The 16,933-nt window shown below is 65.8% G+C and carries 14 protein-coding genes; 8 read left to right on the top strand and 6 right to left on the bottom strand.

Going from position 1 to position 16,933, the window contains the following annotated elements:
• Positions 1-91 precede the first annotated feature (91 nt).
• Positions 92-1,300: an aminopeptidase P family protein gene (locus tag ACGRVM_RS14035; protein ID WP_377172610.1), complete on the top strand. Its 1,209-nt coding sequence runs from the start codon at positions 92-94 to the stop codon at positions 1,298-1,300.
• A gap of 70 nt (positions 1,301-1,370) precedes the next feature.
• Here the strand turns inward: ACGRVM_RS14035 and ACGRVM_RS14030 are convergent, their stop codons facing one another.
• Positions 1,371-2,000, bottom strand: a complete 630-nt coding sequence (locus ACGRVM_RS14030) for an inner membrane-spanning protein YciB (protein WP_377172611.1) — start codon at positions 1,998-2,000, stop codon at positions 1,371-1,373.
• Between the two features lie 206 nt (positions 2,001-2,206).
• Here ACGRVM_RS14030 and ACGRVM_RS14025 point away from each other — a divergent pair, with 206 nt between their 5' ends.
• From ACGRVM_RS14025 to ACGRVM_RS13995, 7 genes are all read left to right on the top strand, one after another.
• Positions 2,207-2,473 (top strand): hypothetical protein, encoded by a 267-nt coding sequence (locus ACGRVM_RS14025; protein ID WP_377172612.1) that lies wholly within the window; start codon positions 2,207-2,209, stop codon positions 2,471-2,473.
• 11 nt (positions 2,474-2,484) lie between these two features.
• Positions 2,485-3,063: a DUF1523 family protein gene (locus tag ACGRVM_RS14020; RefSeq protein ID WP_377172613.1), complete on the top strand. Its 579-nt coding sequence runs from the start codon at positions 2,485-2,487 to the stop codon at positions 3,061-3,063.
• Between the two features lie 169 nt (positions 3,064-3,232).
• The gene (locus ACGRVM_RS14015) at positions 3,233-6,076 is read left to right on the top strand and encodes a molybdopterin oxidoreductase family protein (RefSeq protein ID WP_377172614.1); all 2,844 of its coding nucleotides are present in this window, start codon (positions 3,233-3,235) and stop codon (positions 6,074-6,076) included.
• On the top strand, positions 6,073-6,264 hold the full coding sequence (locus ACGRVM_RS14010) for a hypothetical protein (protein ID WP_377172615.1): 192 nt from the start codon (positions 6,073-6,075) through the stop codon (positions 6,262-6,264). The genes ACGRVM_RS14015 and ACGRVM_RS14010 overlap by 4 nt, the downstream gene beginning before the upstream one ends.
• Positions 6,261-7,025, top strand: coding sequence for a 4Fe-4S dicluster domain-containing protein (locus ACGRVM_RS14005; RefSeq protein WP_377172616.1), 765 nt, complete (start codon positions 6,261-6,263; stop codon positions 7,023-7,025). Before ACGRVM_RS14010 ends, ACGRVM_RS14005 begins: the two co-directional genes overlap by 4 nt.
• A 1-nt stretch (position 7,026) precedes the next feature.
• The gene (locus tag ACGRVM_RS14000; RefSeq protein ID WP_377172617.1) at positions 7,027-7,905 is read left to right on the top strand and encodes a dimethyl sulfoxide reductase anchor subunit family protein; all 879 of its coding nucleotides are present in this window, start codon (positions 7,027-7,029) and stop codon (positions 7,903-7,905) included.
• Between the two features lie 90 nt (positions 7,906-7,995).
• Positions 7,996-8,916, top strand: coding sequence for a calcium/sodium antiporter (locus tag ACGRVM_RS13995; protein ID WP_377172618.1), 921 nt, complete (start codon positions 7,996-7,998; stop codon positions 8,914-8,916).
• A 74-nt stretch (positions 8,917-8,990) separates the two neighbouring features.
• Here ACGRVM_RS13995 and rpsA read toward each other — a convergent pair whose 3' ends face one another.
• The 5 genes from rpsA to ileS all read right to left on the bottom strand — a co-directional run bounded on the left by rpsA (position 8,991) and on the right by ileS (position 16,895).
• Positions 8,991-10,703, bottom strand: a complete 1,713-nt coding sequence (gene rpsA / locus ACGRVM_RS13990) for a 30S ribosomal protein S1 (protein WP_377172681.1) — start codon at positions 10,701-10,703, stop codon at positions 8,991-8,993.
• A gap of 180 nt (positions 10,704-10,883) precedes the next feature.
• Positions 10,884-11,495 carry a (d)CMP kinase gene (locus tag ACGRVM_RS13985; protein WP_377172619.1) on the bottom strand — a complete coding sequence of 204 codons (612 nt, stop codon included), beginning with the start codon at positions 11,493-11,495 and terminating at the stop codon, positions 10,884-10,886.
• Between the two features lie 99 nt (positions 11,496-11,594).
• Positions 11,595-12,605: a PAS domain-containing protein gene (locus ACGRVM_RS13980; RefSeq protein WP_377172620.1), complete on the bottom strand. Its 1,011-nt coding sequence runs from the start codon at positions 12,603-12,605 to the stop codon at positions 11,595-11,597.
• 103 nt (positions 12,606-12,708) lie between these two features.
• Positions 12,709-13,872: a trans-sulfuration enzyme family protein gene (locus tag ACGRVM_RS13975; protein WP_377172622.1), complete on the bottom strand. Its 1,164-nt coding sequence runs from the start codon at positions 13,870-13,872 to the stop codon at positions 12,709-12,711.
• A gap of 104 nt (positions 13,873-13,976) precedes the next feature.
• Entirely contained in the window at positions 13,977-16,895 is a 2,919-nt protein-coding gene (ileS, locus tag ACGRVM_RS13970; protein ID WP_377172623.1) for an isoleucine--tRNA ligase, read from the bottom strand.
• Between the last annotated feature and the right edge of the window lie 38 nt (positions 16,896-16,933).

Genomic DNA, 16,933 nt, shown 5'->3' with positions numbered 1-16,933 from the left:
CGGTGGCGCCGCTCGCCCCCTATCGGGCCAAGGCTGCATATCCCAACAGTCCTGAACGCCGGGACCTTTTCTGTTCAAGGAAAGGTTTATCATGACCGCACGTCCTGAAATGTACCGCTTTCACAATGGTGAGAAGGCGCCCCTCCAGTTCGAGGCCGCCGAATACGATGCGCGCCTCAAGGGCCTGCGCGCCCGCATGAACGATCTGGGCGTGGAGGTGGCCGTCTTCACCTCGATGCACAATATCGCATATTATTCGGGCTTTCTTTATTGCGCCTTCGGGCGCCCTTATGGCCTCGTCGTCACCGCCGATCAGGACGTGACGATCTCGGCGGGCATCGACGCGGGCCAGCCCTGGCGCCGCTGCCATGGCGACAACATCACCTATACCGACTGGCAGCGCGACAATTACTGGCGCGCGATCCGGTCGGTTTCGGGCGAGGGGCGCGTCATCGGCTACGAGGCCGATCACCTGACGCTCCTTCAGAAAAGCAAGCTCGACAGCTTTCTCAAGCCGTCGAAGTCGGTCGACATCGCGCCCACCACGATGGTGCAGCGCATGCACAAGAGCGCGGCCGAGATCGAGCTCATCCGCCGCTGCTGCAAGGTGGCCGATGTGGGCGGCTATGCGATCCGCGACGCCGTGAAGGAGGGCACGCGCGAGATCGACGTGGCCATGGCGGGCCGCGACGCGATGGAGCTGGAGATCGCCAAGGAATTCCCGGATGCCGAATACCGCGACACTTGGGTCTGGTTCCAGTCGGGCATCAACACCGATGGCGCCCATAACCCGGTGACCGCGCGCCGGCTCGAGCGCGGCGATATCCTGTCGCTCAACACCTTCCCGATGATCTCGAGCTATTACGTCGCGCTCGAGCGCACGATGTTCGTGGGCGAGGTCGATCCCGCATCGCTCAAGGTGTGGGAGGCGAACGTCGCCGCGCATGAATACGGAATGAGCTTGCTCAAGCCCGGCGTCTCCTGTGCCGAGGTCACGCACAAGATCAACGATTTCCTCGAAGAGCGGCAGCTTCTGCAATACCGCACCTTCGGCTATGGCCACAGCTTCGGCGTGCTGTCGCATTACTACGGCCGCGAGGCCGGTCTGGAGCTGCGCGAGGATATCGACACGGTGCTGGAGCCCGGCATGGTCATCTCGATGGAGCCGATGCTGACCATCGCCGACGGTCAGCCCGGCGCCGGCGGCTACCGCGAGCATGACGTGCTTATCATCACCGAGGATGGCAACGAGGACATCACCGGCTATCCCTACGGCCCGGAATTCAACGTCGTCGGGTAATGGCGGCCGGATCGGTGAGCGAGACGGGCGGCCCGTGACGGGCCGCCCTTTTTCGTGACGCCGCGGCGCATCATGCCTTCTTCCGGCGCCGTTTCTTCGGTTTTTCCGGCTTCATGCTCGCATGATCCACGAAGAGCGCGATCTGCGTCATGAAGAAGATCGCGATCAGGACGGGCATCGCAAGCGTCTCGAACAGCACCCAGAACTTCTCCGACTGCGTGCGCCAGACCAGCTCGTTCAGCGCCGCCGATGCGAGGAAGAGGAGGGTCACACGCTTGGTGAGGATATTCCAACCCTTGGCGGTCATCGGGACCATGTCGTCCATGATGTATTCCAGCCAGGATTGCCCCCGCACGAGGCCGAGGCCGAGGATGAAGGCGAGCAGGAGATAGACTGCCGTCGGCTTCATCTTGAAGAGGCTGGGATCGTTCATCCAGACGCCGAGGCCGCCGAAAAGAACGACCATCACCGCCGTGGCGATCTGGATTTTCGCGACCTTGCCCGTCAGGAGCCAGAGCGCGCCGATACCGGCGAGGAATACCGGAATGAACGCCGCGGTCACCGCGACGAAGCCGGTGTAGTCGGTGCCGAGGACCCTGAAGGTCTCGTTCCGAAAGATCAGGTAGGCGACGAGGAAGCCGACGAGCGGGCCGAACTCCAGCAACGCCTTGACCCCGGAATGCAAAGGCTTGGCTGTCATTGTCTTGCGTCTTTCCTCTTGTACCGTGGACCGCGCCGCGATCCGGATGCGTCCGGGCACCCCTAGCATAAGTCCGAACGCCGGGGGGCATTTTCAAGCTGCCCGGCGCCGGTTTCGTGCGCGGCGGCCATCGGGACACATCGCATTTCCAAATCCCGCCGTTTCGCCCTACATATGCCTCAAGGCACACGGAACCGGGAGGCATCATGGCCGCACTCTTGAAGCTCATCCTCTTCGGCGGGATCATCCTGACGGTGATCTACATCATCTTGTCGATCTACTCGCGGCAGGTGCGGCGCGGCAAGCTGGAGGCCGAATGGCTGGTGCAGGGCAAGCCGGGCGATCGGGACGCTTTCGTCGAGGCGGGGCTCAAGGAATATGACGGCTCCTTGCGTCGAAAACTGATCTTCGGCGTTTACGTCGTGCCGGTGACGGTGGTGGCGATTGTCGTCTACCTGACGAATTTCAACTGAGAGGGGCAGGGATGGTCTACGTGAAATGGGTTTTCTGGGGTGTGTTCTGGACGATCGTCCTCGCCTTCCTGCACTACACGCTGCCGCAGCACGATATCGTCCGCATCACGGACACCTACGAGACGCGCGAGGATTTCGACTACCCGTTCTTCTGGGCCAATCCCCCCAGCGCCGAGACCGGTGCGCCGACCAATCGCGACGTCTTCTTCATTCAGACCTTCCGCGCCGACAACGAGCCGATGATCTACCGCAACGAGGATACCGGCTGGGGCTGGCCGCCCTATTTCAAGTTCGACACGGCCAATCTTCAGGCCGAGGCATCCGATCTCGTCTCGACGCGCAGCGCGAGCGTCGCGCAATGGGTTTCGATCCGGCATTACGGCTGGCGCAGCGAATTCCTGTCGATCTACCCCAACGCCATCTCGGTCAAACCCGTGGCGGGCCCCGATGTGCGCATCATCCCGTGGTTCAACATCATCCTGCTGACGCTGCTGGCAGCGTTCGCCTGGGGGATCTGGGCGCGCTGGCGCAAGTTCCGCGCGCGCCGCGAGCGGCGGCATGTGGACGAATTCACCGAAGGCTGGGGCTGAACTTCGGCCGCCGGATGGATCGCCGCAGGGGACAGATCATCCGTGACAAGCGGATGATTGTTCTGCTTTAATCGGCGCAGACAAAACCCGATCCCGCCGCCCAGCCCGGCCTTGGAACGCCGTCTTGTGCGTCGCCCCCAAGGCCCCGACAGAAAGCCAAGCGCCGCCCGTGCCGCATCGCCAGCCAGATCTCGACCTCAGCCCGCATGTCTCGGACGAGGTGCGCCGCACGACCTGCTACATGTGCGCCTGCCGCTGCGGCATCAATGTCCACATGAAGGAGGGCGCGGACGGCGAGAAGAAGGTCGCCTATATCGAGGGCAACCGGGACCACCCGATCAACAAGGGCGTTCTCTGCGCCAAGGGCAGCGCCGGGATCATGCAGCACAACTCGCCCGCCCGCCTGCGCGCCCCGCTGAAGCGCACCGGCCCGCGCGGCTCCGGCGAGTTCGAGGAGATCGGCTGGGACGAGGCGCTCTCGCTCGCCGCAGAGTGGCTCGCCCCCCTGCGCGCCGACGCGCCGGAAAAGCTGGCCTTCTTCACCGGGCGCGATCAGTCGCAAAGCTTCACGAGCTATTGGGCGCAGAATTTCGGCACGCCGAATTACGCGGCGCATGGCGGCTTCTGCTCGGTCAACATGGCGGCGGCGGGCATCTACACGATGGGCGGCGCCTTCTGGGAGTTCGGCAGCCCGGACTGGGAGCATACCAAGCTCTTCATGCTCTTCGGCGTCGCCGAGGATCATGACAGCAATCCGATCAAGATGGGCATCGGCCGCATCAAGGCGCGCGGCGCGCGGGTGATCGGCGTCAATCCGATCCGTTCGGGCTATAACGCGGTGGCCGACGATTGGGTCGGGATCACGCCGGGGACCGATGGCCTCTTCATCCTCGCGCTGGTGCACGAGTTGATGCGGACGGGCCGGATCGACCTCGAGTATCTCGCGCGCTACACCAACGCGCCGGTGCTGGTGAACGGCGATCCGAAATCGCCGGAGCATGGGCTTTTCCTGCGCGACGGCGAAGGCAAGCCGCAGGTGATCGACCGCAACACCGGCAAGCTCGCGGCCTTCGACGCGAAGGGTGTCCGCCCCGATCTGCATAGCGCCCACCGCGCGGCGGGCGTCACGCATCGCCCGGTGATGCACCTGATGGCCGAGCGCTATCTCGATCCGCAATACGCCCCCGAGGCCGTGGCCGAACGCTGCGGCATCACCGCGCGGAAGATCAAGGCGATCGCCGCCGAGCTGGCCCGCGTCGCCTTCGACGAGGCCATCACGCTCGAGCGCGAATGGACCGATTTCCGTGGCGAGACGCACAAGACCATGACCGGCCGGCCCGTCAGCTTTCACGCGATGCGCGGCATCTCGGCCCATTCGAACGGCTTCCAGACCTGCCGCGCGCTGCATGTGCTGCAAATCCTTCTGGGCAGCGTCGAGGTGCCCGGCGGCATGCGTTTCAAGCCGCCCTATCCCAAGCCCGCGCATATCCACCCGCGCCCCCACAGCAACACCGCTCCGGGCAAGCCGCTCGACGGGCCGCATCTGGGCTATCCGATGGGTCCCGAAGACCTCTGCCTGAGGCCCGACGGAAGCCCCGCGCGCATCGACAAGGCGTTCACATGGGAAAACCCGCTCAGCGCGCATGGCCTGATGCACATGGTCATCTCCAATGCCCATGCCGGGGATCCCTACAAGATCGACACGCTGATGCTCTACATGGCGAACATGGCGTGGAACTCGTCGATGAACACGGCGGGCGTGATGCGCATGCTGACCGACACGGACGAAAACGGCGATTACGTGATCCCGCGCATCATCTATTCGGACGCCTACAGCAGCGAGATGGTCGCCTATGCCGACCTCGTCCTGCCCGACACGACTTATCTCGAGCGCTACGACTGCATCTCGCTGCTCGATCGGCCCATCTCCGAGCCGAACGGCGCCGCCGATGCGATCCGCTGGCCCGTGGTCGCCCCGGATCGGGACGTCCGGGGCTTCCAGTCGGTGCTCTGCGATCTCGGCGCGCGGCTGGGCCTGCCGGGCTTCACCAACGAGGATGGCAGCCAGCGCTACAGCGATTACGCCGACTACATCACCCGTCACGAGCGCAAGCCGGGCATCGGCCCGCTCGCCGGTTGGCGGATGGGCGAGACGGGTCTCACCCACGGGCGCGGCGCGCCGAACGAGGCGCAGCTCGACAGCTACATCAAGAACGGCGGCTTCTGCGTTCAGCACATCCCCGACGAGGCGCAATACTTCAAGCCGTGGAACATGGGCTATCAGGACTGGGCGGTGAAGATCGGCATCTTCGATGCGCCCCAGCCCTATCTCTTCGAGCTTTATTCGGAGCCGCTGCGCCGCTTCCAACTCGCCGCCGAGGGTCATGGCGAACGCCAGCCGCCCGATAACCTGCGCGAGCGCATCAAGGCCACGATGGAGCCGCTGCCCATCTGGTATGCGCCGCTCGAAGACGGCCATGTGGACGAGGCCGAATACCCGGTCCACGCGCTCACCCAGCGCCCGATGGCGATGTATCACTCCTGGGGCAGTCAGAACGCATGGCTGCGGCAGATCCACGGGCATAACCCGCTCTACCTGCCGACCCGCCTCTTCGAGCGGCACGGCTTCGCCGATGGCGACTGGGCGCGCGTCACCTCCGCGCATGGCGAGATCACGGTGCCCGTGGCGCATATGGCCGCGCTCAACCCGCATACCGTCTGGACCTGGAACGCGATCGGCAAGCGCAAGGGCGCCTGGGCGCTCGGCAAGGACGCGCCCGAGGCGACGAAGGGCTTCTTGCTCAATCACCTCATCCACGAATTGCTGCCGCCGAAGGGCGACGGGCTGCGCTGGTCGAATTCGGATCCGATCACCGGCCAGGCCGCATGGTTCGATCTGCGCGTCAAGATCGAGAAAGTGCCCGCCCCCGCCGAGGCCCACCCCGTCATGGGCGCGCAGGCCTCTCCCGTGGGCGAAGGCCCCACGCAGCTCGCATGGAAGGTGGGCCGATGAGCGGACCGCAGCGCACCCTTCTCGCGATCCTTCTCTTCGTGGCGCTCGTCCTTGGATCCTTCATCTGGTTCATCGCCACATGGGGCGACAAGGCCGCGGCGCGCCCCGCCCCCGTTCTTCTTGCAGCAAATATCCCGGGGTCCGGGGCGGAGCCCCGGTCCGCCGCGCCGGAGAGCGCCGAAACATGACCGCCCTGCCGCCCGACACGCCCCGCAAGATGGGCCTCGTGATCGATCTCGATACCTGCGTCGGCTGCCATGCCTGCGTGATCTCCTGCAAGGGATGGAATACCGAGAATTACGGCGCGCCGCTCAGCGATCAGGAGCCTTACGGCGCCGAGCCCTCGGGCACTTTTCTCAACCGCGTGCACAGCTACGAGGTTCAGCCCGAGGCGGGTGCGGCGCAGCTCGTTCATTTCCCGAAATCCTGCCTTCACTGCGAGGATGCGCCCTGCGTCACCGTCTGCCCCACCGGCGCCAGCTACAAGCGCGCCGAGGATGGCATCGTTCTGGTGAACGAGAGCGATTGCATCGGCTGCGGTCTCTGCGCCTGGGCCTGCCCCTACGGCGCGCGCGAGATGGATGCGGCCGAGGGGGTGATGAAGAAATGCACGCTCTGCGTCGATCGCATCTATAACGAGAACCTGCCCGAGGTGGACCGCGTGCCGGCATGCGTGCGCACCTGTCCTGCGGGTGCCCGCCATTTCGGCGATTTCGCCGACCCGGACAGCCATGTCAGCCGCCTCACCGCCGAGCGCGGCGGCTTCGATCTGATGCCCGAGCAGGGCACGAAGCCGGTCAACAAGTATCTGCCGCCGCGCCCGCGCGACACGCTCGAGCACGGCGCGGAGCCGGACGAGACCGACATCCTCGCCCCCTTCCTCGACACGCCCATGACCGGGCAGCGCGGCTTCGTCGCGTGGCTCGACCGCGCGCTTTCCAAGGTCTGACATGCATCCCGCCCCGTCCGTCATCATCTTCACCACGCTCTCGGGCCTCGGCTTCGGCCTGCTCTTCTGGCTCGGCGCGGGGATCATCGCGCCGACGGGCTGGGTCGGTTTCGTCTTCTTCGCCATCGCCTATGTGCTGGCCGTGGGCGGGCTGCTCGCCTCGACCTTCCATCTCGGCCACCCGGAACGCGCGCTGAAGGCGTTCAGCCAGTGGCGGACGAGCTGGCTCAGCCGCGAGGGCTGCGCGGCGGTCGCGGCGCTTGTGGTGATGGCGCTCTACGGGGCGGGGCTGGTCTTCTGGGGCGCGCGCTGGGCGCCGCTCGGCTGGCTGGGGGCGGCGCTCTCGGTCGGCACGGTCTACGCAACGGCGATGATCTACGCGCAGATGCGCACGGTGCCGCGCTGGCGCAGCTGGCTCACGCCGGCGCTCTACCTCACGCTTTCCCTCACCGGCGGCGCGCTCCTTGCCGGGCAACTCTATCTCGCGATCCTGCTCTTGCCCGTCGCGGCCCTCGTTCAGATCGCGTGGTGGGTGCGCGGCGACGGGGCGCTCGCGCGGTCGGGCACCTCGCTCGAGACGGCGACCGGTCTCGGCTCCATCGGGACGCCGCGCGCCTTCGAGCCGCCGCATACCGGCACGAATTACCTCCTGCGCGAGTTCGTCCATGTCGTCGGCCGCCGCCACGCGAAGAAGCTGCGCATCCTCGCGCTCAGCTTCGGCTATGTGCTGCCGGTCATGCTTCTGGGCCTGCCGGGAGGCCATCTGACCGCCGGCCTCGCGGTGCTGAGCCATGTTCTGGGCATCGCCGCCTCCCGCTGGCTCTTCTTCGCCGAGGCCGAGCATGTGGTCGGGCTTTACTACGGCAAGCGCAGCGCCTGAGCGCGCGAGAAAACAATTTCGTCCGGACCTTGCAGAGGGGTCGCCGCGTTCGCATTTGCAAGCGATCACCGGCACGGAGCCCTCGCAGTCATGGATTATCTTTATGTCGCCCTCGGCCTTCTCGGTCTCTTCCTGGGCGGGGATGCGCTCGTGCGCGGCAGCGTCGGGCTGGCTCGGCGCATGGCGATCTCTCCGCTCGTCATAGGTCTTACCGTCGTGGGCTTCGGCACCTCGACGCCCGAGCTTCTGGTGTCGGTCGATGCGGCGCTGCGCGGCGTGCCGGACGTGGCGCTCGGCAATGTCGTCGGCTCCAACATCGCCAACGTGCTCTTGATCGTCGGCGCCACGGCGCTGATCTGGCCCATCGCGGTGGCGGGCGCGACGCTGCGGCGCGATACCGCCGTCATGGTGGCGGCAGCGCTGGCGCTGGTGCCGATCTTCGCGCTGGGCGAGGTCGGGCGGCTGGCGGGCGCGTGCCTTTTCGCGGCGCTCGTCGGCTATCTCGTCTGGGCTTACCTTCAGCCGGGCGATGCGGCGCCGGACGAGGCCGATCTTGCACCGCCGATGGCCGCGCCCCGCGCGCTTCTGTGGCTGGGCGGCGGTCTCGCCGTGCTGATGCTGGGCGCGCGGTTTCTCGTGACCGGGGCCGTCGCCATCGCCGAGGATTTCGGCCTCTCCGAAGCTTTCATCGGCCTCACCATTGTCGCGGTAGGCACGTCGCTGCCCGAACTCGCGACCTCGGTCGTCGCGGCCGTGCGGCGGCAATCGGCCATCGCCATCGGCAACGTGATCGGCTCGAACATTTTCAACGTGCTCGGCATCCTCGGCGTCACCGCCGTGATCGCGCCCATTCCGGTGGCGCCGCGCTTTCTCGGCTTCGATCTGCCGGTGATGATCGGCGTGTCGCTCCTGCTGACCGCGCTCCTGCTGCTGCGGGCATCGGTCGGGCGGATCATGGGCGCGGCGATGCTCGGGGGCTACGCCGCCTATATCATCGCGGCGCAGGGCTGAGCCGCGGCGAGCGCACATGAAAAAGGCCCCGCGGTGTCCCGCGGGGCCTTTCGTCATTCGATGATCCGGCGGGATCAGTCCTTGTCGGACTTCAGCGCCGCGCCGAGGATATCGCCCAGCGACGCGCCCGAATCGGACGAGCCATACTGCTCGACGGCCTCTTTCTCTTCCGCGATCTCGCGGGCCTTGATCGAGAGGCCCAGACGGTGCGATTTCGAGTCCACGTTGGTCACGCGCACATCGACCTTGTCACCGACCGAGAAACGATCCGGGCGCTGTTCGGCGCGGTCGCGGCTCAGGTCCGAGCGGCGGATGAAGGACTTCATGCCTTCGTATTCCACCTCGATGCCGCCATCCTCGATCGAGGTCACGGTCACGGTGATGATCGAGCCGCGCTTCACGCCGCCGACCGCTTCGGCGAACTTGTCGCCGCCGAGGTTCTTGATCGAGAGCGAAATACGCTCCTTCTCGGTGTCGACTTCCGAAACCACGGCCTGAACGACGTCGCCCTTGCGGTAGTTCTGGATCGCGTCCTCGCCACGCTCGTCCCAGCTGATGTCGCTGAGGTGAACCATGCCGTCGATCTCGCCTTCGAGGCCGATGAAGAGACCGAATTCGGTGATGTTCTTGACCTCGCCCTCGACCTCGGTGCCCTCGGGATGCGTCTCCGCGAAGACTTCCCACGGGTTGCGCATGGTCTGCTTGAGACCGAGCGACACGCGGCGCTTGGCCTGGTCGATCTCGAGAACCATGACTTCGACTTCCTGGCTGGTCGAGACGATCTTGCCGGGATGCACGTTCTTCTTGGTCCAGGACATCTCCGAGACGTGAACGAGACCTTCGACACCGGGCTCCAGCTCCACGAAGGCGCCGTAATCGGTGATGTTGGTCACGCGGCCCGTGTGGGTCGACTCGAGCGGGTACTTGGCGGCCACGAGATCCCACGGATCTTCCTGAAGCTGCTTCATGCCCAGCGAGATGCGGTGCGTTTCCTTGTTGATCTTGATCACCTGCACCTTGACCGTCTCGCCGATGGCGAGGATCTCGGAGGGGTGGTTCACGCGGCGCCATGCCATGTCGGTGACGTGCAGCAGGCCGTCCACACCGCCGAGATCGACAAAGGCGCCGTATTCGGTGATGTTCTTGACGACGCCGTCGACATTGTCACCCTCGCTGAGCTTGCCGATGACTTCGGCACGCTGCTCGGCGCGGCTCTCTTCGAGGATCGCGCGGCGCGAGACGACGATGTTGCCGCGGCGGCGGTCCATCTTGAGGATCTGGAACGGCTGCTTGAGGCCCATGAGCGGGCCGGCGTCGCGCACGGGGCGCACATCGACCTGGGAGCCGGGCAGGAAGGCCACGGCGCCGCCGAGATCGACGGTGAAGCCGCCCTTGACGCGGCCGAAGATGGCGCCTTCGACGCGCTCTTCAGCGGCATATGCCTTCTCGAGGCGATCCCAGGCTTCTTCGCGGCGCGCCATCTCGCGGCTGACGACAGCTTCGCCGCGCGCGTTCTCGGCCGAGCGCAGGAAGACTTCGACTTCGTCGCCAACCTTGATGTTGGGCTGCTCGCCGGGATCGGCGAATTCTTTCAGATCGACGCGGCCTTCCATCTTGTAGCCGACGTCGATGATGGCCTGGCCCGCTTCGACTGCGATGACCTTGCCTTTGACGACCGTGCCCTCTTCGGGCGTGTCCATTTCGAAGCTTTCGTTCAGGAGGGCTTCGAATTCCTCCATCGATGTATCTTGAGCCATGTGGTCTCGGGTTCCTTTATACGATTCTATTCGGGCCGTGCGGTTGTCTCCGCCGGTCTGGGGTGAATTTGGTCAGGCGGCATGCGAAATGCCGAAAGAGGCCACGGGTCTTGCCGGGCCCTGCTCGGTCTCGTTCGGAGTCGCGATGTATGTCGCCTTGGTGACAGGCGCGCGTATACGGGCATTGGCCCCGCTTTGCAAGGGCGGGCCCTAGCCGCGCTGCACCCGCTCGACCTCGGCGATGGCGGCGGCCACGGCCTCCTCGATCGTCAGCTTGGAGGTGTCGAGCCTCACGGCGTCCTCGGCGGGCTTGAGCGGGGCGGCGGCGCGGGCGCTGTCGCGCGCATCGCGCTGGCGCAGATCGGCCAGCACCTCGTCATATCCGATATCGTGCCCCGAGGCCGTCAGCTCGGCGAGGCGGCGCGCCGCGCGCACCTCGTCGGTGGCGGTGACGTAGAGCTTCACATCCGCTTCGGGGCAGATCACCGTGCCGATGTCCCGCCCGTCGAGCACGGCGCCGCCCGCGCGGGCGGCGAAGGCGCGCTGGAAATCCACCAGCGCCTGACGGACTTCGGGAAGGGCGGCGGCACGGCTCGCGGCCTGTCCGACCTCGGGCGTGCGCAGGCCGGGCGCGTCCAGATCGCCCGGGCGCAGCGACTGCGCCGCCTCGACGGGGCCTTCGCCGTCCAGCATGCGCCGCCCGGTCGCGCGGTAGAGCAGCCCCGTGTCGAGATGGGCGAAGCCGAAATGCGCGGCGAGCCTGCGCCCGACCGTGCCCTTGCCTGCCGCCGCAGGCCCGTCGATCGCGATAGTGAATGCCATATGCGGTCCTTGTGCTGCGCTGCGCCCGAGCCTCATGGCTACTGCACGCGGGCGGTCGGCTCAAGCGACGGCCAAGGAAAAACGTCTCCGAGGCGGCGCTCAATCCTCGTCGATCGGCAGATTGAGCGTGACGACCAGCCCGCCGGGCTGCCAGTCGAAATCGAGAGCGCCGTTCGACGCCGCGATCAGGCGGCTGACGATGCCCGCGCCGCTTTCGCGCTCGGGCGCGGTGACGGCGGGGCCGCCATGCTCGCGCCATGTCATGTGAAAAACGTCGTCCTCGTCCTTCGACCAGGTCAGCGCGACCAGTCCCGTCTCGCTGCCGAGCGCGCCGTGCTTGACCGAGTTGGTGGCAAGCTCGTGGAGCAGAAGCGTGAGGGACGTCACCATGTCGCCGGTCAGCTCGACCGGCGCGCCCTCGAATTTGACCTGACTGTCTCCGAGCGGCGCATAGGCAAGCAGGAGCGTGCGCGCCAGATGCTCGAATTCGAGTTGGCGGGGGCGCTCGGTGGTGAGGGTATCGAAATGCGTCTGGCCGAGCGCGACGAGGCGCTCGATCACCTTCTCGCTGTATTGCTCGGGATCGGTCTCGCTGCGGCCGGTCATCTTGATGACGACGCTCATCACGTTGACGATGTTCTTGAGGCGGTGCAGCAGTTCGGCGGTGCGCAGCTCGGATTCCTTGCGCTCGCGCTCGCGCGCCTCCGAGATGTCGAGCTGGGAGCCGAAGCGGAAGATCAGCTCTCCCTCCTCGTCGTAGATGGGGCCGATCTGGAGCGCGTTGATGAATTTCTCACCGTTCTTGCGGTAATTCACGATCTCGATCATCGTCACCTCCCGCGCCGCCATGGCTTCGCGGATCGCCGCGACGCTCGCGCGCGAGGTGTCCGGGCCTTGCAGGAACCGGCAATTCTTGCCGATGAATTCCGCTTCCTCATAGCCGGTCAGATCGCAGAACGCGCGATTGGCGAAGACGATCGGCTCGTCCGGCTTGGTCGGATCGGTGATGCAGAGCGGCAAGCGGCTATGCTTGATCGCATGCGCGAAGACGTCGTTTTCGCGCAGCGTTTCCGACGAAAGGGAAACCACATCTTTCAAATCGAGCGACATGCGATTGCCTGCATCTTGGTTCGGGATCGCGCGTTTATATGGGCTCTCGTCCGGGAAGGGCAAGTGGGCCCGCACGTCCGGCGCCTCCGTTCACTCCGCCCTTTCAACCTGCCGCGAGGGCAAGCGCGGCGTCGAGATCGGCCATCAGATCCATCGGAGATTCGATGCCGATCGAGAGGCGCAGAAGGTTCGGATGCACATCGAAGCCGGGGCCGGAGACGGTCTTGCGATGCTCGATCAGGCTCTCGACGCCGCCGAGCGATGTGGCCGGGTAAAAAAGCCGGCAATGGCGGGCGGTATCGATGGCCGTCTGCTCGGATCCCTTGGTGATGATCGAGAGCATGCCGCCGAAGAACCCTTCGCATTGACGGCGGGCGATGTCGTGGCCGGGATGGTCCGGCAGGCCAGGGTAGAGCACCTTTTCGACCTGCGGATGAAGGGCCAGTTGCTGCGCGATGCGGCTGGCGCTGGCGGTCTGACGCTCGTAGCGCAGCGGGAGCGTGCGCATCCCGCGAATCAGGAGCCACGCGTCGAAGCTGTGCAGCACGGTGCCGTGAAGCGTGCGGATGCTCGCGATCTCGTCCCACATCGCGCCCGCCCCGCGCGTCGCGAGCGAGCCTGCGGTGACGTCCGAATGCCCGCCGAGATACTTGGTGGCGGAATGAAACGAGATATCCGCACCGTGATCCAGCGCGCGGCAGTAGGGCGGCGGCGTGCCGGTGCAATCGGTGACGAGCCGCGCGCCCGCGCCATGCGCGATCTCGGCGGCGGCTTTGATATCGGTGACGGTCCAGTCGGGATTGCTGGGCGTCTCGACCCAGACCAGCGCGGTGACGCCGGGGCGCATGAGACCGCGCATCGCATCGAGATCGCCGACGGTATGAAAATCGACCTCGAGCCGCCCGCTGGCGTGATGCTTGCGCAGCTGGTGCAATACGCCGTGATACATGACCGAGGGCGCGACGACATGCGCGCCCATCGGCAGCGCCTCGAGCACCGCATTGGCCGCCGACATGCCCGACGCGAAAAGCAGCGTGGAGGCGGCGCCCTCGATATCGCCGATCATGGCTTCGGCGAGCTCGGTCGTCTCGTTGCTGTCGCGCCGGTAGATATAGGCCTGCCTCGGGCCGTAATCCGCGCCGCGCGCGTAGGTCGTGCTGGGCTGGATCGTGGGGGTGACGGCGCCGGTATGCTCCTCGAGATGATGTAGCGCCTGGGCGAGGCGGGTCGCGGGCGAGAGGGGCGCGTTGCGGCGGTCGTGCGTCATGGCGTGGCCTTTGCGATCATGGCCGGGCAGGACGCCTTCGGCGAGAGTATTTGTGCCAAGATGAAGCCGGGCGCGAAAGGGAAATTCCGCGCCCGGTTTTTTCGTCAGCCAAGCGCCTCGGAGCAGCGCTTGCACGTGCCGGGATGCGTGTGGGTGCCGACATCGGGCAGGATCTTCCAGCAGCGCATGCATTTCTGGCCGGGGGCCTTTTCGAAGACGACGCCGATCCCGTCCGTCTCGGGCAGGCGGAAGGCCGTCTCGGGGGCCGCGTCCTCGCGGATGTCGATGGCCGAGGTGATGCAGACATCCTCGAAATGCACCGAAGCGAGCGCCTCGCGCAGGCCTGCATCGGCCACATGCACCTTCGGCGCCGCTTCGAGCGACGAGCCGATCACCTTGTTCGTGCGCTCGATCTCGAGCGCGGCGGTGACCGCGCGGCGCGCCTGCCGGATGCCCGCCCATTTGGCGGCGAGATCCGGGTTCAGCCAGTCCTGCGGCGTCTCGGGCATGTCCTGAAGGTGCAGCGACGAGCCCTTGCCGGGGAAGCGCTCGAGCCAGACCTCCTCCATCGTGAAGACCATGACCGGCGCGAGCCAGGTGGTCAGGCGATGGAACAAGAGGTCGAGCACGGTGCGCGCCGCGCGGCGGCGCGTGCTGTCGCCGTCGCAATAGAGGACGTCCTTGCGCACGTCGAAATAGAAGGCCGAGAGGTCCAGCGTGCAGAAGTTGAAGAGGGCCTGCGTGACGCCCTGGAAATCATAGGCCGCATAGCCTTCGCGCACGCGGGTATCGAGCTCGGCCAGGCGGTGAAGCACCCATTGCTCGAGCTCGGGCATCTCATGCGGCGCGATGCGGTCCGACTCCTCGAAATGCGCGAGCGCGCCCAGCAGGTAGCGCATCGTGTTGCGCAGGCGGCGGTAGCTGTCCGACACGCCCTTGAGAATTTCCGGGCCGATGCGCAGATCGCCGGTATAGTCCGATTGGGCCACCCAGAGGCGCAGGATGTCGGCGCCGTATTGCTTGGTCACATCCTCGGGGCTGACCGTGTTGCCGACCGATTTGGACATCTTGTTGCCCTTCTCGTCCAGCGTGAAGCCGTGGGTCAGCACGCCGCGATAGGGCGCGCGCCCCATCGTGCCGCATGCTTGCAGCATCGACGAGTGGAACCAGCCGCGATGCTGGTCCGTGCCCTCGAGATAGAGGTCCGCCAGACCGTCCTCAGAGCCGTCTTCGCGGTCGCGCAGCACAAACGCGTGGGTGGAGCCGCTATCGAACCACACGTCGAGAATGTCATCGACCTTGTCCCACTCCTCGGGGTCCACGATGCCCGAAAGGAAGCGCTCCTTGGCGCCGTCCTTGTACCAGGCATCCGCGCCCTCGGCCTCGAAGGCCTCGAGAATGCGGGCGTTCACCTCCTCGTTCTTCAGAAGGAAGTCTTGGTCGGTCGGCTTGGCGCCCTTGCGGGTGAAGCAGGTGAGCGGCACGCCCCAGGCGCGCTGGCGCGACAGCACCCAGTCGGGGCGCTGTTCGATCATCGCATGAAGGCGGTTGCGGCCCTTTTGCGGGGTCCATGTCACCAGCTCGTCGATGGAGGTCAGCGCGCGCTCGCGGATCGTCTTGCCGTAGGTGTCCTGCCCGTCGCCGACCGGGCGGTCGATGGCGGCGAACCATTGCGGCGTGTTGCGGTAGATGATCGGCGCTTTCGAGCGCCAGCTATGCGGGTAGCTGTGCTTGATCTTGCCGCGCGCCAGAAGGCCGCCGACCTCGGTCAGCTTGTCGATGACGGCCTTGTTGGCGTTCCCTTCCTTGCCCTTGCGGTCGAGGATGAAGGTGCCACCGAAGAAGGGAAGATCCTCGCGGAAGCTGCCATCGTCAATGACGTTGTAGGTGATGACTTCCTGAAGGCGGCCGAGATCGCGGTAGAGCTCGAATTCCTCCATGCCGTGCGACGGCGCGCAGTGGACGAAGCCGGTGCCTTCCTCGTCGGTCACGAAACCCGCCGCGCGGAAATCGCGGGGAGCGTCCCATTCGCCGTTCGAGCCATCACTACCGGCGAGAGGGTGCTTGAGCGAGAGGCCCGCAAGCTCGTCCGCCGGAACGCCGCGCAGGCGTTTCCACATGCCTTCTTCGAGGCGGGCACGATTGAACACCTCGCCCGCCAGCTTGTCGGCCAGGAGGAACCGGTCGCCGGGCGCGGCCCAGCATTCTTCGGGCGTGTCGGTGACTTCGTAGAGGCCGTAGTCATAATTGGCGCCGTAGACGACCGCCTTGTTCGACGGGATCGTCCATGGGGTCGTGGTCCAGATGACGACGTTTGCGCCCTCTAGATCGTCCGAGCCGGACACGGCGAACTTCACCCAGATCGTGAAGCTTTCCTTGTCGTGATACTCGACCTCCGCCTCGGCCAGCGCGGTCTTCTCGACCGGCGACCACATCACGGGCTTGGAGCCTTGATAGAGCGTGCCGGTCATCAGGAATTTCTGAAACTCCTCCGCGATGATCCGCTCGGCGCGGTAGTCCATCGTCAGGTACGGCTTCTCCCATTTCCCGGTGACGCCGAGACGCTTGAACTCGTTTCGCTGCACATCGATCCAGCCATCGGCGAACTTGCGGCATTCCTGCCGGAAATCGACGATATCGACCTCGTCCTTGTTCAGGCCCTTGGCGCGGTACTGCTCCTCGATCTTCCACTCGATGGGCAGGCCGTGGCAGTCCCAGCCGGGGATGTAGCGGGCATCGCGGCCCATCATCTGCTGGCTGCGCACCACCATGTCCTTGAGGATCTTGTTCAGGGCGTGGCCGATATGCAAATGGCCGTTGGCATAGGGAGGGCCATCATGGAGCGTGAAGGGGGGACGGCTCCCGGCCTTCTCGCGCAGGCGGTCATAGATGCCGATCTCCTCCCAGCGGGCCAGCCATTCCGGCTCGCGCTTGGGCAGGCCCGCGCGCATCGGGAAATCGGTCTGCGGCAGGTTCAGCGTGTCTTTGTATTCAGGCGTGGTATCGACGGTATCGGCGCACATTTCGGGCGTCCTTTATCTCGGGTCTTGGCTTGGATATG

It is taken from the genome of Roseovarius aquimarinus (genome assembly GCF_043661195.1).
Taxonomy (GTDB): Bacteria; Pseudomonadota; Alphaproteobacteria; order Rhodobacterales; family Rhodobacteraceae; genus Roseovarius; species Roseovarius aquimarinus.
This window is presented reverse-complemented; position numbering and strand designations above follow the sequence as displayed.

Coding starts and splice junctions, on each gene's coding strand:
- ACGRVM_RS13985 (WP_377172619.1), bottom strand. CDS start 11,495: ATGGCATTCACTATCGCGATCGACGGGCCTGCGGCGGCAGGCAAGGGC.
- ACGRVM_RS13995 (WP_377172618.1), top strand. CDS start 7,996: ATGGATTATCTTTATGTCGCCCTCGGCCTTCTCGGTCTCTTCCTGGGC.
- ACGRVM_RS14035 (WP_377172610.1), top strand. CDS start 92: ATGACCGCACGTCCTGAAATGTACCGCTTTCACAATGGTGAGAAGGCG.
- ACGRVM_RS14000 (WP_377172617.1), top strand. CDS start 7,027: ATGCATCCCGCCCCGTCCGTCATCATCTTCACCACGCTCTCGGGCCTC.
- ACGRVM_RS13980 (WP_377172620.1), bottom strand. CDS start 12,605: ATGTCGCTCGATTTGAAAGATGTGGTTTCCCTTTCGTCGGAAACGCTG.
- ACGRVM_RS14030 (WP_377172611.1), bottom strand. CDS start 2,000: ATGACAGCCAAGCCTTTGCATTCCGGGGTCAAGGCGTTGCTGGAGTTC.
- ACGRVM_RS14005 (WP_377172616.1), top strand. CDS start 6,261: ATGACCGCCCTGCCGCCCGACACGCCCCGCAAGATGGGCCTCGTGATC.
- ACGRVM_RS14020 (WP_377172613.1), top strand. CDS start 2,485: ATGGTCTACGTGAAATGGGTTTTCTGGGGTGTGTTCTGGACGATCGTC.
- ACGRVM_RS13975 (WP_377172622.1), bottom strand. CDS start 13,872: ATGACGCACGACCGCCGCAACGCGCCCCTCTCGCCCGCGACCCGCCTC.
- ileS (WP_377172623.1), bottom strand. CDS start 16,895: ATGTGCGCCGATACCGTCGATACCACGCCTGAATACAAAGACACGCTG.
- ACGRVM_RS14025 (WP_377172612.1), top strand. CDS start 2,207: ATGGCCGCACTCTTGAAGCTCATCCTCTTCGGCGGGATCATCCTGACG.
- ACGRVM_RS14010 (WP_377172615.1), top strand. CDS start 6,073: ATGAGCGGACCGCAGCGCACCCTTCTCGCGATCCTTCTCTTCGTGGCG.